Raw genomic sequence first — 21,412 nt, forward strand, 5'->3', positions numbered from 1 at the left:
GCTACACGGTACGTCGATCCGGTGGTTCTCGCTCAACGTCGTTTGGGCGGTGGGCGGAACACCGCGAACGGGTCGGTGACCTGGATGCCCTTCCCGGTGAAGGAGAACAACGCAGCCGGCCGTCCCCCGCTGCGGCCCGGCGCGGCCGTGTACCCGGTGGGCGAGAGCAGGCCGCGCCGGGCCAGCACACGCTGCAGGTTCGTCGCGTCGACCTTGTAACCCAGCGCGGCCGAGTACAGCTCGCGCAGCGCCGAGATGGTGAACTCGCGTGGCGCGAGCGCGAAGCCGACGTTGGTGTAGGACAGCTTGGAGCGCAGGCGGTCGCGGGCGCGCAGCACGATGTCGCGGTGGTCGAACGCGGTGCGCGGCAGGTCGTCCACCGGGTGCCAGCGCGTGTCCTCGGGGACCTCGGGGTCGACGTCCGAGGGGACCAGCCCGAGGAACGCCGTGGCGACCACGCGTGGCCCCGGCACGCGGTCCGGTGCGCTGAACACCGCCAGCTGCTCGACGTGGCTCAGCTGCCGGACATCGACCTTCTCCGCGAGCTGGCGGCGGATCGAGGTCTCCACGTCCTCGTCCGGCCGCAGCCGCCCGCCGGGCAGCGACCACCGCCCGACGTGCGGATCCAGCGCCCGGCGCCACAGCAGGACCTGCAGTGTGGCGCAACGCACCTGCAATACCGCCGCCAAAACCTCGTGTGCCAGGGGGGCGCTGCTGTTAATATGGCTTCGCACGGTTTTCGATTGTAAGGCGAAAACCAGCGACTGGTCCAGGAGGGCCGATGACTGCAGCGACTGTGGACCTGACCCCGTACGGCGGCGTGGAGCCGGACGAGGCGTGGGTGGAAGAGGTGCGCAAGCTGGCGCGCGAGCGGGATGCCGTGCTGCTGGCGCACAACTACCAGGCTCCGGCGATCCAGGACATCGCCGACCACACGGGGGACTCCCTCGCGCTGTCGCGGATCGCCGCCGCCAGCGACGCGTCGACCATCGTGTTCTGCGGCGTGCACTTCATGGCCGAGACCGCGAAGATCCTGTCGCCGGACAAGACGGTGCTGATCCCCGACGCCCGCGCCGGCTGCTCGCTCGCCGACTCCATCACCGGCGCCCAGCTGCGCGAGTGGAAGGCGCAGCACCCCGGCGCGGTCGTGGTGTCCTATGTGAACACCACCGCGGAGGTCAAGGCGGAGACGGACATCTGTTGCACGTCGTCCAACGCGGTCGACGTGGTGGCCTCGATCCCGGCCGATCGCGAGGTCCTGTTCGGTCCGGACCAGTTCCTGGGCGCGCACGTCAAGCGCAAGACCGGGCGCGAGAACATGCACATCTGGGCAGGCGAGTGCCACGTGCACGCCGGGATCAACGGTCCCGAGCTGGCGCAGCGTGCGGCCGACCACCCGGACGCGGACCTGTTCATCCACCCCGAGTGCGGTTGCGCCACCTCGGCGCTCTACCTGGCCGGTGAGGGCGCGGTGCCCGCGGACAAGGTGAAGATCCTGTCCACTGGGGACATGGTGCACGAGGCCCGCGCGACGAAGGCGAAGTCGGTGCTGGTGGCCACCGAGGTGGGCATGCTGCACCAGCTGCGCAAGGCCGCGCCGGGCATCGACTTCCGCGCGGTGAACGACCGGGCGTCGTGCGCCTACATGAAGATGATCACCCCGGCCGCCCTGCTGCGCGCGCTGCGCGAGGGCGCCGACGAGGTGCACGTCGACCCGGAGATCGCTGCCAGGGCCCGCGCCTCGGTGCAGCGGATGATCGAGATCGGGCAGCCCGGCGGCGGCGAATGACCGGCCGGGTTATCGACGAACAGACGAAAACCGCCTGCTGGGAGGCTCGCGCGGATCTGGTGGTGCTCGGCACCGGTGTCGCCGGGCTGACCGCGGCGATCCGCGCGCAGGAGCTCGGTCTGCGGGTGCTGGTCGTGACGAAGGCGGCGGTCGAGGACGGCAACACCCGCTGGGCGCAGGGCGGCGTCGCCGTGGTCATGGAGGACCAGCACGACGAGGGCGACTCAGTCGCGCGGCACGTCGACGACACGTTGATCGCGGGTGCCGGGCTGTGCGATGCCGATGCGGTCGCGGCGATCCTCGCCGACGGCCCACGTGCCGTGTCGTGGCTGCGGTCGGTGGGCGCGCGGTTCGACCCGGGCGCCTCCGGGCTGCTCGCCCGCACCCGTGAGGGCGGGCACAGCGCGTTCCGCGTGATCCACGCCGGTGGTGACGCGACCGGGGCCGAGGTCGAGCGGACGCTCGTCGCCGAGGCGACCGGCCGCCGGCTGCCCGTGCTGGAGCGGCACATCGCGGTCGACGCGTTGCGCACGCCGCGGGGCGACGTGGCCGGGGTGACGGTGCTCGACCCGGAGGGGCGGCCGGGTGTGCTGCGCGCGCCGGCGGTGCTGCTCGCCACCGGCGGTATGGGGCAGCTCTACCAGGCCACGTCGAACCCGGAGATCGCCACCGGTGACGGTGTCGCGCTCGGGTTGCGGGCCGGTGCGGTGGCCGCGGACCTGGAATTCGTGCAGTTCCACCCGACCGTGCTGTACACGCCAGGCGCCCGCGGCCGGTGCCCGCTGGTCACCGAGGCCGTGCGCGGCGAGGGCGCGGTGCTCGTCGACGGCGCGGGGGCGTCCGTCATGCAGGGCGTGCACCCGCTTGGCGACCTGGCGCCGCGCGACGTCGTCTCCGGCGCGATCACGCGGCGGCTCGCCTCGGCACCCGGCGGGATCGACGACCACGTGTTCCTCGACGCGACCGGCGTGCCCGGGTTCCCCAAGCGGTTCCCGACGGTCTTCGCGGCCTGCCGGGCGATCGGCGTCGACCCGGCGCGTGATCCGATCCCGGTGACCCCGGCGGCGCACTTCGCGTGCGGCGGGATCGTCGCGGGCACCGACGGCCGCACCGGTGTCGCCGGCCTCTACGCGGCCGGCGAGGTGGCGCGGACCGGGTTGCACGGCGCGAACCGGCTGGCGTCCAACAGCCTGCTGGAAGGCCTGGTCACCGGGCGCGCCGCCGCCGAGGCGGTGGCCGCCGACCTCGCCGCCGGCCTGCTGGCCGACCCGAAGCAGGCGTCGGCACCCGCGTGGGGGCGGGTGCGGATGGCTGAGCGGGACGCGCTGCAGCGCGCGATGAGCCGTTACGCGGCCATCGGGCGGGACGCCGAGGGGCTGGCGGTGGCCGGCGCGGTCCTCGATCTGTCGACATCGGACGGTCCACTCCGGACCCACGCGGACGTCGAGAACGCGTCGCTCACCTTGGTGGCGCAGGCGTTGCTGGCCGCGGCCGCGCGCCGCACCGAATCGCGCGGCTGCCACGTCCGCGCCGACCACCCCGGCCGGGACGACGTGACGTGGCAGCGCAGTCAGCTGATCCGGCTCAACCCGTCGGGGCAGCCGGTGCTGGCCGACCCCGTGTGCACGGAGGAAGTGGCATGAACCTGGACCTGGAGGACGCCCGGCGCGTCGTGGAGATCGCGCTGGCGGAGGACTTGCGGTACGGACCGGACGCGACGACCGCCGCCACGGTGCCCGAGTCGGCGACCGCGACTGCGGAGATCACCCCGCGCGTGGACGGGACGCTCGCCGGTGTGCCGGTGGCGCTGCTGGTGTTCGACGCGGTGCTCGGCGACGGGTACGAGGTGCTCGACCGCGCCGAGGACGGCACCCGGCTCGTGGCGGGCAAGCCCGCGCTCGTCGTGCGGGGACCGGTGCGCGGGCTGCTCACCGCGGAGCGGACGGCGCTGAACCTGCTGTGCCACCTCTCCGGCGTGGCGACCGCGACGGCCGCGTGGATGTCCGCTGTGGACGGCACCGGCTGCGCGATCCGGGACTCCCGGAAGACGCTGCCCGGCCTGCGGCTGCTGGAGAAGTACGCGGTGCGCTGCGGCGGCGGCGTCAACCACCGGATGGGCCTCGGCGACGCGGTGCTGATCAAGGACAACCACGTGGTGGCCGCCGGTTCGGTCACCGCCGCCCTGGCCGCGGCCCGGGAGCACGCGCCGGCGCTGCCGTGCGAGGTCGAGGTCGACACGCTCGACCAGCTCGACGAGGCGCTGGCCGCGGGCGCCGACGAGGTCCTGCTGGACAACTTCACGCCAGGGCAGTGCGCGGAAGCCGTGCGCCGCAAGGACGAGGTGTCGCCGAAGACGCGGCTGGAGGCCTCCGGCGGGCTGAAGCTGGCGAACGCGCGGGCATACGCCGAGACCGGCGTGGACTACCTGGCGGTCGGCGCGCTGACCCACTCCTCGCCCGCGCTCGACCTCGGCATGGATCTCCGCTGAACCTTGTTCCGGCCTCCCCCGGCTTGCTATGACTGGGGTCCGGGGGAGGAAGGAACGGGCATGGCTGGCAACTTCCTGCTCACCTTGCTGCGCAAGGGGGCGGGGGTGCTGGCGTCCACGCCGGGCGAGCTGCCGGCGGAGATCGACGATCCGGAGCCGGTGTCCGCGCTCAAGCGGATGGACGCCGTCGCGGCGAGCAGCACCGACGGGCCGCGCTCCTCGCTGATGCTGCGCGCGACCCGGTACGCGGTGCTGCTGCCGCTGGTCTACCGGATCGGGGTGCTGCCGATCGCTTGGGTGTGGCTGGTGGCCGCGCACGGTTTCGTGCTCTCGGCGACGGTGGTCGCCTGGGTGGGTGTGCTGGCGAACCTGACCGCGCTGGTGTGGGTGCTGCGCGTGCCGGACCGCAGCGGCCGCACCACGGGGTTGCTGCTGGCGGCCGATCTGGTGTTCGCGGTCGCGGCGGGCGTGGCGGTCAGCGCGACGGCCCCGGCGGAGCTGTACTGGGCCGCGGCGTGGGTGCCGTTCCTGAACCTGACCGCGACGGTCGGGTTGTGGACGATGTGCCGGGGCGTGCCGGCCGGGCTCGCGCTGGTGGTGCTCGGGGTGCCGTTCCAGGTGGGGTCGCTCGCGCTCGGCGGGCAGCTGTCGATGTGGGTGCCACCGCTGGTCAGCGGGACCGGGACGATGCTGGTCGCGGTGGTGACGGCGGCCGGGACGCTGGTGCTGCTCGGGGTGGCGACGCGCTTGGCGCTGGCGATCGGGATGCGGCTCGGCGTGGCCGGGGAGCGGGCACGCACGGAGCGGGCGCTGCACGACACGGTGCTGCAGGCGCTCGAAGCGATGGCGATGCACCGGGGCGGGGATCCGGCCGCCGAGCTGGACCGGGTGCGTGCGCAGGCGCGGGCGCAGGCGGCCGAGCTGCGGCGGGGGCTGGGCACGCCGGGCGGTGGCGGCCAGGGGCTCGCGGGGGAGCTGACCGGGCTGGCGACGGAGATGGCGCGGGAGGGGTTGCGGGCGCAGCTGGCGCTGTCCGACCTGGCCGACGACACCCTGACGGAGGCCCGGAGAGCGGCGGTCCGCGACGCGGCGCGCGAGGCGTTGCGGAACACGCTGAAGCACGCGGGCACCCGGGAGGTCGTGATGCGCCTCGCCGAGCACGAGGGCGGAATCGCGGTGGTGATCCGGGACCACGGAGTCGGCTACGACGAGGACGCACGCCCGGCGGGCTTCGGGGTGAGCTCGTCGATGAAAGCGCGCCTCACCGAGGCCGGTGGCTGGTGCCGAATCGACTCCAAACCAGGCCACGGCACGCGGGTGACGTTGTGGGTGCCGCGCTAATCGATCTCAGCCGTGCTCTACCCAAGGAATACGACGAGGAGTTCCACTCCAGGAGCATTGACCTCGAGGACCGTGCGGAGCTCACGAGTGCGTACATCACTGCGCGCAACCTCGGTCCGTACGCCACTCCGGAGAGCATCGCGCCCCTTCTTGCCGATCTCCCGGTCATGGTGCTCCGGGACATCCTCGCCGCGAAAGAGTACCGGGAGCGGGGTGAACCCGGCTCGTGGCAGCCACCTTCAGACGTGCGGCGCGCCGGGCGTGTGCTGGGGAGCCTCCGCAGCCCGAACGAGTCCTGGCAACAGGCGGCGTCCAGAGGCTGCTGGCCGCGACCGCGTCCGCGCGCACAGGCGCTCGAACCTGACATCACAGCCCTGCTGCCTGAGACCGAGCGACTGCTGCCGTTGCCGAAAGCGGCAGATGTGGAAGTTCTCCGACAGCGGCACCGCCACTGGAAGGACCGCCTCCGGCAGTCGGTGCCGCAGCTCGATCGGCTCTTGTTCACCTTGCCGGGCGCTATCTAGTCCCCCAGCGGCAGGTGCGCGTTCGTCGCCTTGACGAGGGGTGTCAGGTCGGGCAGTTCGCGCACCTCGCGGCCCGCCGCGCGCAGGGTTTCCGCTCCCACGCAGTCCACGAACAGGTTCGGCTCGCGCCAGGCGAACACCACCCGCGGGATTCCGGCGTCCAGGATGTGCCGCGTGCACGACACCGCCCGCGACGCCCGCGAGCTGCACGGCTCCAGCGACGAGTAGATGGTCGCGCCCGTGACGTCCGCGTCGCCCAGTTTGGCGATCGCCACCTCTTCCGCGTGGTCGTGCGGGTCGGTCTCGCCCGAGTACCCGGTGGCCAGCACCTCGTCGGCGGCGTTCACCACGATCGCGCCGACCCGGAACGTCGTCGACGGCGGGCACTTCTCCGCCAGCTCGATCGCCTCCCGCAACCTGCGGTGGTCCCGCGCCGCCTGCCCCAGGTGGTACCGCATGAACACGACGTCCCCGATGCGGCGCGTCTCGGTCAGCTGCAGCCGTCCCGGCGGGAACCGGCCGGGCCCGACGAACCGCGGCGCCTCCGCCTCGCCCACGAACACCGGCGCGATCGCCAGCTGCAGTTCGTCCACCACGCCCGCGGTGAGGAACATCGTGTGGACCGCGCCGCCGCCCTCGACCATCAGCCGCTCGATCCCGCGGCCGGCCAGGTCCGCCAGCACGTGCCGCGGGTCGAGCGGGTCCCCGCCGTCCACCACGGTCGCCACCGCGCCCAGCCGCTCCCGCACCTTCGGCACCGCCGCGGCCGGGGCGTACACCAGCTTCTCGACGTCGCCGGTCGTGAAGAAGTTCGCCGACGGGTCGAGGTCGCCGCTCCCGGTGATCGTCACTTTCGCCGGGTTGCCGCGCCCGGAGCGCACCAGCAGCCGCGGGTTGTCGGTGCGGATCGTGCCCGCCCCGACCAGGATCGCGTCCACCCCGGCACGCACGTCGTCGACCCGCGCGAAGTCCTCCTCGTTGGACAGCAGGAGCCGCCGGTCGCTGGTGTCGTCGAGGTAGCCGTCCAGGGAAACCGCCGCCGAGGCGAGGACGTACGGGCGCGTGCTCACCCCCCGGAGTCTGCCACCGTCCCGCATGCCGGGCGGCTTTGACGTGGTCGGCTATTTTCGTGCACGGTGGAACGAAGTCCTGGGGGGTGCGCAGTGTCGAACGCCGCCGCGGTGCTCGGCGCGATCAGGCGGGAAGGCCCGCTGTCGCGGGCCGCGATCGCCGAGCTCACGTCGCTGAGCATGCCGACGGTCAGCCGGCAGGTCACCGCGCTCGCCGAGGCCCGGCTGGTGCGGGACGCGCCGGACCTGGCCCGCGCCGGCGCCGTCGGACGGCCCAGGGTGCCGGTCGACATCGACGACAGCGTGCTCGCCGCGTGCGGGGTGCACATCGGCGTCCGCACCACCACGTTCGGCATCGTCGACCTGCGCGGGCGGCTCGTGGGCAGCGAGAAGATCCCGACGCCGCGGGGCAGCGCCGAGGACGGGCTGGCGTTCCTCGCCGCGAAGGTCCGCGCGTTCCTGCGGCGCTGGCGGGAGCGGCGGGTCGTCGGGCTCGGGCTCGCCACCGGCGGCCAGGTCGACATCGCCCGCGGCCTGATCACGCACGACCGGCTCGGCTGGCACCGCGCCCCCGCGCAGGCGGTGCTGGCGCGCGGGACGGGCCTGCCGGTGCACGTCGACGGCCACGTGCCCGCGATGGCGCACGCCGAGCTGCTGTTCGGCGAGGGCAAGCAGTACCCGAGCCTGCTGTACTTCTACGCCCGCCAGGTCGTCGGCGCGGCGCTCGTCGTCAACGGCGTGCTGCACCGCGGCCCGGGCCAGGCCGGGTCGGTCGCGCACCTGCCGGTCGGCGGCGACGTGCGCTGCGCGTGCGGCCGGACCGGCTGCCTCGAAGCGACCGTCAACGACCAGACCGACCGGGGCGCGCTGGCCGAACGCGCCGCGACGATGGGCCGGGCGGTCGCCATCCTGCGTGACGTCGTCAACCCGGACCAGGTCGTCCTCGGCGGCCAGAACGTCACCGACGCCCCGGAACACCTGGCGACCCTGCTGCACGCCTTCGCGGCGACGACCGCCCTGCCCGGCACCGACCTGGTGACCGTGACGCGGTTCGGCCCGGACGTCCAGGCCGTCGCGGCGTGCACCGGCGTCCTGGCGGGCATCTTCGCCGACCCGACGCCGCTGATGGCGTGACTCAGCCCGGCAACGCGAGCGGCAGCGTGCGCCGCACCGCGGCGGCGTGCCTGCCGTACAGCGGCACGACCGGCACGTCCAGGTCGCGGGTCCGGGGCGGGCGCCGCGTCCCGGCGTAGCGCGCCAGCCGCAGCGTGACCTCCTCCACGAGCCGCCCGAAGCGGTTGCGGCGCAACGTGAACGAGGCGACCGTCAGCGCCGCGCCGCGAGCCGTCGACGTCAGCAGCACGGGCACGTCCTCACGCGTCAGCGGGACGAACCCGGCCTGCGCGGTCCCGCCCGCCGACCACGACCGCCAGCCGTCCGTCACCGGCGCCGGCGTGTCGGCGCCGAGGGTGGCGCGCAGCTCCGTCGCCAGCTCGCCGGCCTCCAGCAGCGTGCTGCCGTACCCGGCCTTCGCGAGCGCGCCCATCAACGCCAGCGCCGCGCGGGTCGTCGCCCGCAGCTCGCCCGCCTCACCGCCGCCGCGGGCCAGCGCCGCCAGCGGCGCCTCGCTCGCCCGGTACCGCACCGCGACCAGGTACGTCCGCTCGCCGAAGCTCGTCCGCACCAGCAACTGGGCGCCGGCCAGCGGGATCTCCGGGTTGTCGCACGCGGCGCGCAGCAGGTCCAGCACCTTCGCCACGTCCGGCTCCACGCCCTCGCGCAACCGGATCACCGTGGTCCAGCCGTCGCCGACCCCGGCGACCCCGAACCGGTTCCCGGCGCGGTCGACGTGCTGCCGCAGCCGGAAGTCGTGGGCGAGCACGCGCAGCGGGTCGGCGGCCTGGCGGCGTTCGTCGTGCTGCAACAGCCGGTAGGACACCCAGGTCAGCGCCCAGCCTGCCAGGTGCCGTCCCGCGAACCGGACGGACGTGGAGGCGATCACCAGCACCGCCAGCACGATCACGACGAGCTTCGCCGGCAGCACGTCGTGCACCGCCAGCAGCGTCGCGACCAGCGCGGACTCCCAGACCGCGATCTGGGCGAACCCGATGGGCAGCACGAACGGCGCCACGGTGAACCGGCGGGGCCGGGGTCCTTCGGGTGCGGTCCCGCCACCGGCGGAGACCCCCGCGTCGGCAGCGGTCAACTCGCTTCTCCTTGATCCTGGTACAGAATAAACGGGGAACCGGTATTCGCTGCCGGGAAAAATGCCCACAGGGAGTGAGGTCCCATGGCCGCGAGCGAGGGCGGGCCCATCCGGGTCGGCGTGATCGAGGACCACCCGCTGTACCGCTACGCGGTGGCGAACGTGCTCTCCGAGGCGCGGGACATCGAGCTGGGAGCCGTCGCGGAGTCCGTCGCCGCGTTCGCGAGCAGCCACGAACCGGCCGGGTGCGTCGTCGTGCTGGACCTCAAGCTGCGTGGCGTGACCGACTCGCAGGCCGTGCAGGAGGTCGTGCGGATGGGGCACAAGGTGCTGGTGGTGTCCGCGCACGCCGGCCAGGACGAGGTGCTGGGCGCGATCTCGGCGGGCGCGCGGGGGTACCTGTCGAAGGACGCCGACGGCGACGACATCCTGCACGCGATCCGCGAGATCGCCGCGGGCAACTCCTACGTGTCGCCGACGCTGGCGTCGTTCCTGCTCGACTCGACGCGCCCGCGGGCCGGGGTGGGCAGCGTGCTGTCCGACCGCGAGCGGCAGGTGCTGTCGCTGGTCGCCGCGGGGGAGCGGGACGCCGACATCGCCGAGGCGATGTCGATCAGCGTCCGCACCGTCCGCTCGTACCTGGACCGGATCCGCGACAAGACGGGCCGCCGCCGGCGCCCGGAACTGACCCGGCTGGCCATCGAGGAGGGCATGGCCTAGCCAGGCGCGCCGCCCGGCTCACCACGAGATCGTCAGAGCCGCCGGTTGGCGAGCGCCCCCGTCGCGTTGCGGGCCTTCTCCGCGACCTCCGGGTCGATGTCCACGACGACCGACTCCGGCCCCGCGCCCAGCTGGGCGTGCACGCGCCCGAACCCGTCCGCCACCGTCGAGTACCCGATGCCGGTCGGCGCCTTCGGGTTCACCTCGACGCCGGACGCCGCCGGGTCGGCCTGGCCGCAGCCAAGCACCCAGCAGCCGGAGTCGAGCGCCCGCGCCCGCACCAGCACCTCCCACTGGTCCCGCTTGCCCTCGCCCGCGCCCCAGGACGTGGGCAGCACGACCGCGGACGCGCCCCGGTCGGCCAGCGCCCGGAACAGCTCCGGGAACCGCACGTCGTAGCAGGTCGCGAAGCCCAGCGTCACGCCGTCGACCTCGACGGTCACCGGTGAGGTGCCCGGCGCGACCGTGTCGGACTCGCGGAAGCCGAACGCGTCGTAGAGGTGGATCTTGTCGTAGCCGGTGTGGTGCCCGAGCCCGGTGATGAGCAGGGTGTTGCGCACCCGGCCGTCCTCGTGCGGCGTGAACATCCCGGCCACCACCAGCACGCCGTGCTCGTCGGCGATCGCGGCGACCGACTTGGCCCACGGCCCGTCGAGCGGCTCGGCGACCGGCCCGAGCGGCACCCCGAACCGCGCCATCGCCGCCTCCGGGAACACCACGACCCGCGCTCCCTCACCTGCCGCGCGCGCCACGCCCTCGCGGATCGGGGCGAGGTTCTCCGCGGGCTCGGCACTCGATGTGAGCTGGCACAAGCCGATCCGGAGCACGGGCTACCTCCCTGGTCGTCGTCAACGTTCCAACTCGTACCCTAGACCCATGTTGAACCGCATCGACCTGCGTGGACGCGTGCTGTCCGCCACCGAACTCCGAGCCACGCTCCCGCGTGCCGAGATCGACGTGGACGCGGCGCTGCATCAGGTCCGCCCGGTGGTCGAGGCGGTCCGCGAGCGCGGGGTCGAGGCGGTCCTGGAGTACACCGAGCGGTTCGACCGCGTGCGCCCGGCGAGCGTCCGCGTGCCGCGCGCGGAGATCGAGGCCGCGCTGACCACGCTGGACCCGGCGGTGCGCGCCGCGCTGGAGGAGGCCATCGAGCGAGCCCGCAAGGTGCACGCCGACCAGCGGCGGGCCGACGTGACCACGACGGTCGCCGACGGTGGCACGGTCACCGAGCGCTGGGTGCCGGTCGAGCGCGTCGGCCTCTACGCCCCCGGCGGGCTCGCGGTCTACCCGTCGAGCGTGGTGATGAACGTCGTCCCGGCACAGGTCGCGGGCGTCGGCTCGCTGGTGCTGTGCTCGCCGCCGCAGGCCGAGTTCGGCGGCAGGCCGCACCCGACGATCCTGGCCGCCGCCGCGCTGCTGGGCGTGGACGAGGTGTGGGCGGTCGGCGGCGCGCAGGCCGTGGCGCTGATGGCCCACGGCGGCACCGACACCGACGGCGCCGAGCTGGTCCCGGTCGACCTGGTGACCGGCCCCGGCAACATCTACCTGACCGCGGCCAAGCGCCTGCTGCGCGGCCTGATCGGCATCGACTCCGAGGCGGGGCCGACGGAGATCGCGATCCTGGCCGACGAGACGGCCGACCCGGTGCACGTGGCGGCCGACCTGGTGAGCCAAGCCGAGCACGACCCGCTCGCCGCGAGCGTGCTGGTCACCACGTCGGAGGAGCTGGCCGACGCGGTGGACCGGGAGCTGGCCGGCCGCGTCGCCGCCACCAAGCACACCGAGCGCATCGGCGAGGCGTTGCGCGGCAAGCAGTCCGGCACCGTGCTGGTGTCCACTGTAGACGAGGGGCTGCGGGTGGTGGACGCCTACGCGGCCGAGCACCTGGAGATCCAGACGGCCGACGCGCGGGCCGTCGCCGCCCGGGTGCGCAACGCCGGCGCGGTGTTCGTCGGCCCGTACGCGCCGGTCTCGCTCGGCGACTACTGCGCGGGGTCGAACCACGTGCTGCCCACCGGCGGTTACGCGCGCCATTCGTCGGGGCTGTCCGTGCAGAGCTTCCTGCGCGGCATCCACGTCATCGACTACAGCGAGGAGGCGCTGCGCGAGGTGGCCGGCAAGGTCGTCGCGCTCGCCAACGCCGAAGACCTGCCCGCACACGGGGAAGCGGTCACCGCCCGCTTCCCGGGAGGAGCCGAGTGAGTTCCGACGACGTCCGTCTCGAGGACCTGCCGCTGCGCGAGGACCTGCGGGGCCGCAGCCCCTACGGCGCCCCGCAGCTGGACGTCCCGGTCCGGCTCAACACGAACGAGAACCCGTACCCGCCGCCGCAGGCCCTGGTCGACGACGTCACCGAGGCCGTCCGCGAGGCCGCCGCTGGCCTGCACCGCTACCCGGACCGCGACGCGATCGCCCTGCGCCAGGACCTCGCGGCGTACCTGTCCGGCGCGACGGGCGTGCCGCTGACCGAGCGGAACTTGTGGGCCGCCAACGGGTCCAACGAGGTGCTGCAGCAGATCCTGCAGGCCTTCGGCGGTCCCGGCCGCAGCGCGCTGGGCTTCGAGCCGTCGTACTCGATGCACCCGATCATCGCGGCGGGCACCCGCACCGACTGGGTCGCGACGCCCCGGCGGGACGACTTCACGCTCGACACCGAGGCCGCCGCGCGGATCGTCGCCGAGCGCAAGCCCGACGTCGTGTTCGTGACCAGCCCGAACAACCCGACCGGCGGCTCGATCCCGTTCGACGAGCTGGAGCTGGTGCTGCGCGCCGCCCCGGGCATCGTCGTGGTGGACGAGGCCTACGCGGAGTTCTCGTCGCAGCGCAGCGCGGTCGAGCTGATCGAGGCCTACCCGGCGCAGCTGATCGTGTCGCGCACGATGAGCAAGGCGTTCGCCTTCGCCGGCGGGCGGCTCGGCTACCTCGCGGCCGCCCCGGCGGTGATCGACGCGCTGCAGCTGGTGCGCCTGCCCTACCACCTGTCGGTGCTGACGCAGGCGGCCGCGCGGGCGGCGCTGCGGCACGCGGACGAGACGCTGGCCTCGGTCGCCAAGCTCGCGGCCGAGCGCGAGCGCGTCGTCGAGGGCCTGCTGGGTCTCGGCTTCACGCCGGTGCCCAGCGACGCCAACTTCATCCTGTTCGGCCGCTTCGCCGACGCGCGGGCGAGCTGGCAGGCCTACGTGGACAACGGGGTGCTGATCCGCGACGTCGGCATCGAGGGTCACCTGCGGGTGACCGTCGGCACCCCGGAGGAGAACGACGCCTTCCTGGCGGCGAGCAAGGAGGTCCCGCGGTGAGCCGCGTCGGCAAGGTTTCCCGGACCACGAAGGAGTCCTCGATCACGGTGGTGGTCGACCTGGACGGCACCGGGCAGGTGGAGGTGTCCACCGGGGTCCCGTTCTACGACCACATGCTCAACTCGTTCGGCGTGCACGGCTCGCTCGACCTGAAGGTCGACGCGACCGGCGACATCGAGATCGACGCGCACCACACGGTCGAGGACACCGCGATCGTGCTGGGCCAGGCGATCCGCCAGGCGCTGGGCGACAAGTCGGGCATCCGCCGCTTCGGCGACGCGTGGATCCCGATGGACGAGACACTCGCGCACGCCGCGATCGACGTGTCCGGCCGCCCGTACTGCGTGCACGTCGGCGAGCCGGAGCAGTTCAACACGTTCACCATCGGCGGCAACTACCCGTTCGTGCTGACCAGGCACGTGTTCGACTCGCTGTCGTTCCACGCGCAGATCGCGCTGCACGTCCGCGTCATCCACGGCCGCGACCCGCACCACATCGCCGAGGCCCAGTACAAGGCCGTCGCGCGTGCGCTGCGGGCGGCCACCGAGCCGGACCCGCGCGCCGGCGGCATCCCGTCGACGAAGGGTGTCCTGTGAGCAAGGAACTGGTCGCCGTGCTGCTGCTGGCGCTCGGCGGCTTCCTGGTCGGCGGCGTGTACAGCACGTGGAAGACGGCCAAGGTGCTCGCGATGCTGTTGCTGGTCGCGGCACTCTTGGCCGTCGGCGGCGCGATCGCCTGGCTGGTTTCCTAGCTCCGCGCGCCTTCCAGTTCACGGCGCTCGTCGAGGTGCTTGGCGAGGCTCTCGCCCTCCACGTCGACGTTCGGCAGCGCGCGGTGCAGCCACTTCGGCAGCCACCACGCGTGCTTGCCGAGCAGCGACATCACCGCGGGCACGATCGTCATGCGCACCACGAACGCGTCCACCAGGACGCCGAACGCCAGCGCGAACCCGATCGACTGGATCAGCGACAGCTCGGCCGCGATGAACCCGGCGAACACGCTGATCATGATCAGCGCGGCCGCGACCACGACCCGGGCGCCGTGCTTGAACCCGCTCACCACGGCGTCGCGGGCGTCCGCGCCGTGCACGTAGTCCTCGCGCATCCGGGTCACCAGGAACACCTGGTAGTCCATCGCGAGGCCGAACAGCACGCCGATCAGCAGGATCGGCAGCATGCTCATGATCGGGCCGGTCGAGTCGACGCCGAGCAGGTCGGTGAGCCAGCCCCACTGGAACACCGCGACCACCGCGCCGAAGGTCGCCACGACCGAGCCGAGGAAGCCCAGCGTCGCCTTCAGCGGCACGATGATCGACCGGAACACCAGCATCAGCAGCAGGAACGCGAGCCCGACGATGAGGCCGAGGTAGGGCAGCATCGCGCCGGCCAGCTTCTCCGACACGTCGATCTGCAGCGCCGTCTGACCGGTCACCGACAGCTTCGCGCCGGTGGCCCCGGACAGGCGGTCGGACTGGTCGCGGATGCTCCCGACGAGCTGCTCGGTCGCCTCGCTGCTCGGACCGCTCTTCGGGATCACGGTGACCAGCGCGGTGTCACCCTCGGCGTTGAACTGCGCCTGCGTCACCGCGGCGACGTCCGGCAGGCGCGAGATCGAGTCGGTGGCCTCGGTGGCGGCCAGGCGCGGGTCGGGCGCGTCGGCGGAGTCGATGACGACGATCAGCGGGCCGTTGGTGCCCTCGCCGAAGCCCTTGCTGATCAGGTCGTAGGCCTTGCGCTGGGTCGACTCGGGCGCGGCGGTGGCGTCGGTGGGCAGGCCGAGCTGCATGTTCAGCGCCGGGATCGCGACGACGAGCAGGCCGACCACCGCGGTCACCAGCACCGGGACGCGGTGCCGTCCGACGTATCGGGCCCAGCGCTCGCCCATCGCGGGCTTGCCGTTCTGCTTCGGGCGGGCGTGCTTGCCGACGACCTTGCGGCCGGCGAAGCCGAGCAGCGCGGGCAGCAGCGACAGGGCGATGAGGACCGCGACGGCGACGGTCCCGGCGGCCGCGACGCCCATCTGGCCGAGGATCGGGATGCCCACGACGGTGAGCCCGACCAGGGCGATGATCACCGTCAGGCCGGCGAACACCACGGCGGAACCCGCGGTGCCGACCGCGCGCCCGGCGGCCAGTTCCGGATCGTGCCCCTCGGCCAGCTCGTGCCGGTAGCGGGAGACGATGAACAACGCGTAGTCGATGCCGACCGCGAGGCCGAGCATCAGCGCGAGGATCGGGGTGTTGGAGTTCAGGTCGACGAACCCGGACACGGTCATCACGCCCGCCATGCCGACACCGACGCCGATGAGGGCGGTCAGCAGGGGCAGCCCGGCGGCGACGATCGAGCCGAAGGTGATCGCCAGGACGATGGCCGCGACGATCACGCCGATGCCCTCGGTGGCCTCCGTGGCGGGCACGCCCTGGATCGCGTCACCGCCGAATTCGACGCTGAAACCGGCGCTCTTCGCCGCGTCGGCGGTTGACTTGAGCGCTTCGCGGTCACTGTCGGTCACCTCGGGGGCCGGGACCTTGTAGCTCACCTGGGCCATGGCGATGCGGCCGTCCGCGGAGATCGTCTTGGCCTGGTACGGGTCGGCGACCATCGCGACACCGGGCGCGGTCTTGATCTTGCCGACCATCTCCTCGACGGTCGCGCGGGCGGCCGGGTCGGTGAGCGCCTGTCCGTCCGGCGCCTCGATCGCCACGCGCGCGGTCGCGTTGCCTGCCGCTGCCTGCGGGAACTTGTCCTTGAGGTGGTCGATGGCCTGCTGCGCCTCGGTGCCCGGGATGGTCACCGAGTTCGACATCTGGCCGGACAGCGTCAGCGCGCCGCCGCCCAGGACGAGCAGAACCGCCGTCCAGACGCTCGCGACGAGCCAGCGCCGGCGGAACGAAAACCGGGCTAGGCGGTAGAGCAGGGTGGCCACGTACTCGGCTCCAATTCAGTCGAGTGACATCCGATCCGGTGATACTCAAGCTAGCCGATCGGCAAGTGGAGCTCCAAGCCGATCGGCTAGTGTGTGACTAGCCGCACGGCTAGCACCTCAAACGTTTGCCGGAGGATTTCGGGTCGCGTACTCTTCGGCTGCTGACGAGGAGGTTCACCAGTCGATGGCAGCCGTGGCCGGACACGAAGACACCCGCACCCGCCTGCTCGCCACGGCATTGCGGCTTTTCACCGCGCACGGGGTCGAGGGCACGTCGCTGCAGATGATCGCCGACGAGCTCGGCGTCACGAAGGCCGCGGTGTACTACCACTTCAAGACGAAGGACGAGATCACCGAAGCCGTGGTCGAACCCGGGCTGCGCGAGCTGGAGTCGATCGTCGGGGAGGCGGAGCGGGAGCGCAGGCCAGGCGCGCGGATCGACCACATGCTGGCCGGGTTCGTGGACCTCGTGGTGCGGCACCGGGCGCTGGTCGCGTTGTTCTCCAGCGACCCCGGGGTGGCGCGGGCGCTGGAGAAGCACTTCTTCGGCAAGGAGAGCTGCATGGTCGGGATGATGACGATCCTGACCGGCCCCGATCCCGATCCGGCGCGGGTGGTCGCCGCGCACGCCGCCGTCGCCGGGATCGCGCTGGCCGGCGGTTCGCCCGACCTGGCGCACTACGACGACGACACCCTGCGCGAATCGCTGCTCGAGGTGGGGCGCAAGCTGCTCGGCAGGCCCCGCCGGCGCGGTTGATTCAGGAGAGCGGCAGCGTCAGGCAGGTCGCGGTCTCGGCGAAGCCCAGCCGCTCGAAGTAGCCGGGGATGTGCCTGGCGATGACGTGCACTTCGACGGCCCCGGCGCGCCGCGCTCGCCGGACGACCGCGTCGACGAGCATCGCGCCGATGCCCTGCCGTCGGTGCGCCTGCGCGACCACGAGTTCCAGCAGGTGGCTGACCGGGCCGCCGGCGTGCAGCGACAGCACCCGGGCGGCCAGCACGTAGCCGACGACCTCGCCATCGGTGTCGGCCACCAGGAAGTCGGTGTCGTCGTAGGTCATCGCCGCGATGAGCTGCTCGTAGTGGTGGTCGAACGCCGCCCGCCGTGGTTGTCCGCCGGCGGACTGGTCCAGCAGGGTGTAGACGGCTACGGCGTCGGTGACATCGGCTGGCCTGATCCGCACCCGTTCATTGTGATCGGTCAGTGACGGCTCAGGTACTGCGGAGGCACCGCACGGGTGAGCCAGACGCCGTTCGCGCTCACCTGGAAGCGGTGGCCGTCGCGGGTCATTCCGGCTGCGTCGACGACCAGCACGACGGGTTTGCCGTGGCGCGAGCCGACGCGGACGGCGGTCTCGGTGTCGCTCGAAAGGTGCACGTCGTGGCGGGAGCGCGGGCGCAGGCCCTCGCGGAGGATGGCGGGCAGGAACCGTTCGGCGGTGCCGTGGAAGAGGGTGGCGGGCGGGTCGGCGTCCGGCAGGCCGAGGTCGACGTCCACGCTGTGCCCCTGGCTGGCCCGGATCAGCGTCCCGGTCTCGTCGAAGGCGAAGCGGCGCTTGTCGTTGCCTGCCACGACTTCGTCCAGTTGGGCCCGGGAGAGCGGCAGCCCGTGGCGGGCGAGCGCGGCGAGCAGTTCGGTGACCGGGACCCAGCCGCCGGGGCCGAGGGACAGCCCGATCGCGCCGGGCTCGTGCCGCAGGTGCCGGGACAGCCGCTTGGACACCCGGATGATCGTTCTTTCGTCCATGTTGTTTCCAGTTGCGCACGATCGGGTGAGGCGGCGCAAGGTTTTTGTCGGAGGCCGCTGGTAGTCAGGGAGCACGAACCGAAGGAGGGTCCGATGACGAACGCCGGCCTGCTCGACCTGTGGACCGAGCCGCAGGAACGAGAATGCCTGAGCTGCTACGTGAGCCGCCTGCTGGCCGATTTCGGCTGCGACGGCACGCTGCGGTGGACGCGACGCTGGCGCGGCTTGCGTGCGCCAGGTGTCGTCGCGCTCGACCGGATGTTCCGAAGACGCGCCGTGAACTGCGACTGCGGAGTGCCGGCCGCCCTCGGAGCCGCGACGAGCTCCGGCACGCCCCCACCCTGCACCGGAGTCCGCCGCGGCTCGACAAGGCCCTGCTCGATGTGGGGCAGGCCTGACGCTCCCGGGCGAGCCCGCGGCTCGCCGACTTGAGCGCCAGCTCCCGTCTCGCGGACCTCACTCCGGTGGTGCCCCGGCACTCCCGCGAAATCGTGCACCCATCGCGCCGATTGAGCGCCATCCCGGGGCTCCCGCGACGTGCACCCACCGCGCTGATTGAGCGCCATCCCGGGGGCCGACTTGGCTCCCCGCGCCCGGCTGCAGCCGAGACCACCCGTCATCCCCATATTGCGGTGAACAGAAGGAGACGATGCCCCGGCACTCCCGAAATCAAGCACCTTCGCCGGCTGCGCGGCACCTTCGCCGGCTGCGCGGCACCTTCGCCGGCTGCGCGGCACCTTCGCCGGCTGCGCGGCACCTTCGCCGGCTGGCTGCGCGCCATCGTCGCTGGCCGACTGCGCGCGACCCGTCGGCCGACTACGCGCCACCCTCGGTGGCCGGCTTGAGTCCCCGCGCGCCAGGGCCGTACTGCGCCATCCGGTCGTCGGTGTTGTAGAGCCCGCACACGCGCAACGACAGGCACCCGCACCCGACGCAACCCGTCAGCCGGTCGCGCAGCCGCTGCAGGGCGTCGATCCGGGCGTCGAGTTCGTCCTGCCACCCGCGGGACAGCCGGGCCCAGTCGGCCTTCGTCGGGGCGTGGTCGCGTGGCAGGGTGGACAGCGCGTCGTGGATTTCCTCGAGGCTGAGCCCCACCCGCTGCGCCGCCCGGATGAACGCGATCCGGCGCAGCACCGATCGCGGGTACCGGCGCTGGTTCCCGGCCGAGCGCTCGGAGGTGATCAGGCCCCGGTCCTCGTAGAAGCGCAGCGCCGTGTGCGGCACGCCGCTGCGCTCCGCGACCTGGCCAATGGTCAGGTGGTCGGCAAGCTTGGTCACGGCGCCAGCCTAGCCTTGACTTCGACTTAAGTCGAGGTTGCACGGTCGAAGCATGGAAAACACGACCAGGGGGATGGGCTATGCCGACGTGCCGGCGCTGATCGACGCCATGCGCGGCGACGAGAAGCATTCCGGCGCGGCGGAGTCCACAGTAGATGTGCTGTGGGTGCTGTACGACCGGGTGCTGAAAGTGTCGCCCGACGCGCCGGACGATCCGGCCCGCGACCGGTTCCTGTTGTCGAAGGGCCACGGGCCGATGGCCTACTACGCGGTCCTGGCGGCGAAGGGGTTTCTCGACCCCGCGGAACTGGCCGGCTGGGCGGGCAGCGAGTCGAGGCTGGGCTACCACCCGGACCGGACGCTCGTGCCCGGCGTGGAGATCTCCAGCGGCTCGCTGGGGCACGGGCTCGCGCTCGGCGTCGGGACGGTGTTCGGGCTGCGCGCGCAGGGCCTGACGGAACCGAAGGTGGTGGTGCTGACCGGGGACGCCGAGCTCGACGAGGGCTCCAACCACGAGGCGATCGCGCTCGCCGGACGGGCGTCGATGGCCCAGCTGACCGCGGTGGTGGTCGACAACCAGTCGGCGACGCACGGCTGGCCGGGCGGCATCGCGCAGCGCTTCGCGGTCGAGGGCTGGGCCACGCGCACGGTCGACGGCCGCGACCACGACGCGTTGCACGCCGCGTTCACCACGCCGCACCCGGACCGGCCGCTGTGCGTGGTCGCCGTCGTCGAACCGAAGGGGAGCTGAGCCATGAGCGGAATGCGGGAGACCTTCCTGTCCACAATGGAGCAAGTGCTCGACGAGGATCCACGAGTCGCGGTCGTGCTTGCCGACATCTCCGCCGCGTCGCTGGAAGCCGCCCGGCGTAGGCACCCGGAGCGGGTCATCAACGTCGGCATCCGGGAGCAGGCGCTGATCGGCGTCGCGGGCGGGCTGGCGCTGGCGGGGATGCGGCCCGTGGTGCACACGTTCCCGTCGTTCCTCGTGGAGCGGCCGTACGAGCAGGTCAAGCTGGACCTGACCCACCAGGGCGCGGGCGCGGTGCTCGTCTCGTGGGGCGGTTCGTACGACATGTCGACCGCCGGCCGCACCCACCAGTCGCCGGGGGACGTCGCGCTCATCGACACGATCCCGGGCTGGACCGTGCACGTGCCAGGGCACCCGGACGAGGCGGAGTCGCTGCTGCGCGACGCGCTGCCCGGCGACGGCACGGTGTACCTGCGCCTGAGCGGCCAGTCGAACGCGCGCCCACGCCCGGGGCCGGGCCTGCAGGTGGTGCGCCGGGGCGGGCGCGGGGTCGTGCTGGCGGTCGGCCCGATGCTGGACCGCGTGCTGGCCGCGGCCGAGGGCCTGGACGTGACGGTGCTCTACGCGAAGACCGTCCGCCCCTTCGACGCCGCGACCCTGCGCGCGGCGGTGGCCGAGACGGGCGTGGCGGACGTGGTGCTGGTCGAGCCGTACCTGGCCGGCACGTCCGCCCACGAGGTCAGCGAGGCCCTCGTGGAGGTCCCGCACCGCCTCCGGGCACTCGGCACCCGCCGGGACGCGGAGGTGCGCAGGTACGGCGACGTCACCGACCACGACCTGGCGCACGCCCTCGACGAGGCGAGCATCGCGGCCGCCCTGAAGGCCTTCCTGCGCCCGGACTGAGCGGACGAAGTGGAGGCCCAGAACCACCCGAGCGGGCTTCACCCACACGGACTGCCGGCGCTGACCCGGCACCTGGCGGGTGGGTGGCTGCGCTAGCCCGGTGGTTGGCCTGGCGGGTGGGTGGCTGCGCCAGCCCGGTGGTTGGCCTGGCGGGTGGGTGGCTGCGCCGGCACCGCCCAGGGCCTGCCGGGTGGGTGGCTGCGCCAGCCCGGCGGGCGTGGGTGGCTGCGCCAGCCCGGTGGTTGGCATGGCGGGCGTGGGTGGCTGCGTCGGCGGGGCGGTGGCCTGGCGGGTGGGTGGCTGCGCCAGCCTGGCGGGCGTGGGTGGCTGCGCCAGCCCGGTGGTTGGCCTGGCGGGCGTGGGTGCTGGCCGTC

General features: G+C 73.0%; 23 protein-coding genes. 15 read left to right on the forward strand and 8 right to left on the reverse strand.

All coding sequences use genetic code 11. The features are described from left to right. Nucleotides 1-32: 32 nt before the first annotated feature. Nucleotides 33-671, reverse strand: coding sequence for an NUDIX domain-containing protein (locus tag ABZ215_RS17525; protein ID WP_354950280.1), 639 nt, complete (start codon nucleotides 669-671; stop codon nucleotides 33-35). A 110-nt stretch (nucleotides 672-781) separates the two neighbouring features. Here ABZ215_RS17525 and nadA point away from each other — a divergent pair, with 110 nt between their 5' ends. From nadA to ABZ215_RS17550, 5 genes are read left to right on the forward strand one after another with little or no spacing between them, the layout of a single operon-like run. Beyond that, the gene (nadA, locus tag ABZ215_RS17530; protein WP_354950281.1) at nucleotides 782-1,789 is read left to right on the forward strand and encodes a quinolinate synthase NadA; all 1,008 of its coding nucleotides are present in this window, start codon (nucleotides 782-784) and stop codon (nucleotides 1,787-1,789) included. Next, the gene (locus ABZ215_RS17535) at nucleotides 1,786-3,432 is read left to right on the forward strand and encodes an L-aspartate oxidase (RefSeq protein ID WP_354950282.1); all 1,647 of its coding nucleotides are present in this window, start codon (nucleotides 1,786-1,788) and stop codon (nucleotides 3,430-3,432) included. The genes nadA and ABZ215_RS17535 overlap by 4 nt, the downstream gene beginning before the upstream one ends. Beyond that, nucleotides 3,429-4,277 carry a carboxylating nicotinate-nucleotide diphosphorylase gene (gene nadC, locus ABZ215_RS17540; protein ID WP_354950283.1) on the forward strand — a complete coding sequence of 283 codons (849 nt, stop codon included), beginning with the start codon at nucleotides 3,429-3,431 and terminating at the stop codon, nucleotides 4,275-4,277. The genes ABZ215_RS17535 and nadC overlap by 4 nt, the downstream gene beginning before the upstream one ends. Before the next feature lie 60 nt (nucleotides 4,278-4,337). Further along, nucleotides 4,338-5,618, forward strand: coding sequence for an ATP-binding protein (locus ABZ215_RS17545; protein ID WP_354950284.1), 1,281 nt, complete (start codon nucleotides 4,338-4,340; stop codon nucleotides 5,616-5,618). Next, nucleotides 5,603-6,142, forward strand: a complete 540-nt coding sequence (locus ABZ215_RS17550; protein ID WP_354950285.1) for a hypothetical protein — start codon at nucleotides 5,603-5,605, stop codon at nucleotides 6,140-6,142. Before ABZ215_RS17545 ends, ABZ215_RS17550 begins: the two co-directional genes overlap by 16 nt. Here ABZ215_RS17550 and ABZ215_RS17555 read toward each other — a convergent pair. Continuing rightward, nucleotides 6,139-7,212: a dihydrofolate reductase family protein gene (locus ABZ215_RS17555; RefSeq protein WP_354950286.1), complete on the reverse strand. Its 1,074-nt coding sequence runs from the start codon at nucleotides 7,210-7,212 to the stop codon at nucleotides 6,139-6,141. The genes ABZ215_RS17550 and ABZ215_RS17555 overlap by 4 nt on opposite strands. A 93-nt stretch (nucleotides 7,213-7,305) precedes the next feature. Between ABZ215_RS17555 and ABZ215_RS17560 the strand changes: the two genes are divergently transcribed. Then, a complete protein-coding gene (locus ABZ215_RS17560; RefSeq protein WP_354950287.1) occupies nucleotides 7,306-8,346 on the forward strand; it encodes an ROK family transcriptional regulator in 1,041 nt (346 codons plus the stop codon). Between the two features lies 1 nt (nucleotide 8,347). Here the strand turns inward: ABZ215_RS17560 and ABZ215_RS17565 are convergent, their stop codons facing one another. Continuing rightward, nucleotides 8,348-9,418, reverse strand: a complete 1,071-nt coding sequence (locus tag ABZ215_RS17565) for a type VII secretion protein EccE (protein WP_354950288.1) — start codon at nucleotides 9,416-9,418, stop codon at nucleotides 8,348-8,350. 84 nt (nucleotides 9,419-9,502) lie between these two features. Between ABZ215_RS17565 and ABZ215_RS17570 the strand changes: the two genes are divergently transcribed. After that, the gene (locus ABZ215_RS17570) at nucleotides 9,503-10,138 is read left to right on the forward strand and encodes a response regulator transcription factor (protein WP_354950289.1); all 636 of its coding nucleotides are present in this window, start codon (nucleotides 9,503-9,505) and stop codon (nucleotides 10,136-10,138) included. 32 nt (nucleotides 10,139-10,170) lie between these two features. Here the strand turns inward: ABZ215_RS17570 and ABZ215_RS17575 are convergent, their stop codons facing one another. Next, nucleotides 10,171-10,965 carry a carbon-nitrogen hydrolase family protein gene (locus tag ABZ215_RS17575; protein ID WP_020421838.1) on the reverse strand — a complete coding sequence of 265 codons (795 nt, stop codon included), beginning with the start codon at nucleotides 10,963-10,965 and terminating at the stop codon, nucleotides 10,171-10,173. A gap of 49 nt (nucleotides 10,966-11,014) precedes the next feature. Here ABZ215_RS17575 and hisD point away from each other — a divergent pair, with 49 nt between their 5' ends. From hisD to ABZ215_RS17595, 4 genes are read left to right on the forward strand one after another with little or no spacing between them, the layout of a single operon-like run. Beyond that, nucleotides 11,015-12,340, forward strand: coding sequence for a histidinol dehydrogenase (hisD, locus tag ABZ215_RS17580; RefSeq protein WP_020421837.1), 1,326 nt, complete (start codon nucleotides 11,015-11,017; stop codon nucleotides 12,338-12,340). Further along, nucleotides 12,337-13,434, forward strand: coding sequence for a histidinol-phosphate transaminase (locus ABZ215_RS17585; RefSeq protein WP_354709770.1), 1,098 nt, complete (start codon nucleotides 12,337-12,339; stop codon nucleotides 13,432-13,434). Before hisD ends, ABZ215_RS17585 begins: the two co-directional genes overlap by 4 nt. Continuing rightward, nucleotides 13,431-14,030, forward strand: a complete 600-nt coding sequence (gene hisB / locus ABZ215_RS17590; protein WP_017984025.1) for an imidazoleglycerol-phosphate dehydratase HisB — start codon at nucleotides 13,431-13,433, stop codon at nucleotides 14,028-14,030. Before ABZ215_RS17585 ends, hisB begins: the two co-directional genes overlap by 4 nt. Then, a complete protein-coding gene (locus ABZ215_RS17595; RefSeq protein WP_017984024.1) occupies nucleotides 14,027-14,185 on the forward strand; it encodes a hypothetical protein in 159 nt (52 codons plus the stop codon). The genes hisB and ABZ215_RS17595 overlap by 4 nt, the downstream gene beginning before the upstream one ends. Here ABZ215_RS17595 and ABZ215_RS17600 read toward each other — a convergent pair. Further along, nucleotides 14,182-16,359, reverse strand: coding sequence for an MMPL family transporter (locus ABZ215_RS17600; RefSeq protein ID WP_354950290.1), 2,178 nt, complete (start codon nucleotides 16,357-16,359; stop codon nucleotides 14,182-14,184). The two genes, ABZ215_RS17595 and ABZ215_RS17600, sit on opposite strands and share 4 nt — an antisense overlap. Before the next feature lie 184 nt (nucleotides 16,360-16,543). Between ABZ215_RS17600 and ABZ215_RS17605 the strand changes: the two genes are divergently transcribed. After that, entirely contained in the window at nucleotides 16,544-17,116 is a 573-nt protein-coding gene (locus tag ABZ215_RS17605; RefSeq protein WP_020421834.1) for a TetR/AcrR family transcriptional regulator, read from the forward strand. A 1-nt stretch (nucleotide 17,117) separates the two neighbouring features. On the opposite strand, the gene ABZ215_RS17610 is transcribed toward ABZ215_RS17605, so the two are convergent. Both ABZ215_RS17610 and ABZ215_RS17615 read right to left on the reverse strand, forming a co-directional pair. Then, the gene (locus ABZ215_RS17610) at nucleotides 17,118-17,543 is read right to left on the reverse strand and encodes a GNAT family N-acetyltransferase (RefSeq protein ID WP_020421833.1); all 426 of its coding nucleotides are present in this window, start codon (nucleotides 17,541-17,543) and stop codon (nucleotides 17,118-17,120) included. Between the two features lie 17 nt (nucleotides 17,544-17,560). After that, nucleotides 17,561-18,106, reverse strand: a complete 546-nt coding sequence (locus tag ABZ215_RS17615; protein WP_354950291.1) for an RNA 2'-phosphotransferase — start codon at nucleotides 18,104-18,106, stop codon at nucleotides 17,561-17,563. Nucleotides 18,107-18,199: 93 nt separating this feature from the next. Here ABZ215_RS17615 and ABZ215_RS17620 point away from each other — a divergent pair, with 93 nt between their 5' ends. After that, nucleotides 18,200-18,538, forward strand: a complete 339-nt coding sequence (locus ABZ215_RS17620) for a DUF2695 domain-containing protein (protein WP_354950292.1) — start codon at nucleotides 18,200-18,202, stop codon at nucleotides 18,536-18,538. 384 nt (nucleotides 18,539-18,922) lie between these two features. On the opposite strand, the gene soxR is transcribed toward ABZ215_RS17620, so the two are convergent. Further along, nucleotides 18,923-19,384 carry a redox-sensitive transcriptional activator SoxR gene (gene soxR, locus ABZ215_RS17625; protein WP_020421831.1) on the reverse strand — a complete coding sequence of 154 codons (462 nt, stop codon included), beginning with the start codon at nucleotides 19,382-19,384 and terminating at the stop codon, nucleotides 18,923-18,925. Between the two features lie 52 nt (nucleotides 19,385-19,436). Between soxR and ABZ215_RS17630 the strand changes: the two genes are divergently transcribed. Continuing rightward, the gene (locus ABZ215_RS17630) at nucleotides 19,437-20,135 is read left to right on the forward strand and encodes a transketolase (protein ID WP_354950293.1); all 699 of its coding nucleotides are present in this window, start codon (nucleotides 19,437-19,439) and stop codon (nucleotides 20,133-20,135) included. A 3-nt stretch (nucleotides 20,136-20,138) separates the two neighbouring features. Further along, nucleotides 20,139-21,038, forward strand: coding sequence for a transketolase C-terminal domain-containing protein (locus ABZ215_RS17635; RefSeq protein WP_354950294.1), 900 nt, complete (start codon nucleotides 20,139-20,141; stop codon nucleotides 21,036-21,038). The last annotated feature ends 374 nt before the right edge of the window (nucleotides 21,039-21,412 follow it).

The sequence above is a fragment of the Amycolatopsis sp. NPDC006131 genome, assembly GCF_040614175.1.
Classification (GTDB): Bacteria; Actinomycetota; Actinomycetes; order Mycobacteriales; family Pseudonocardiaceae; genus Amycolatopsis_E; species Amycolatopsis_E tucumanensis.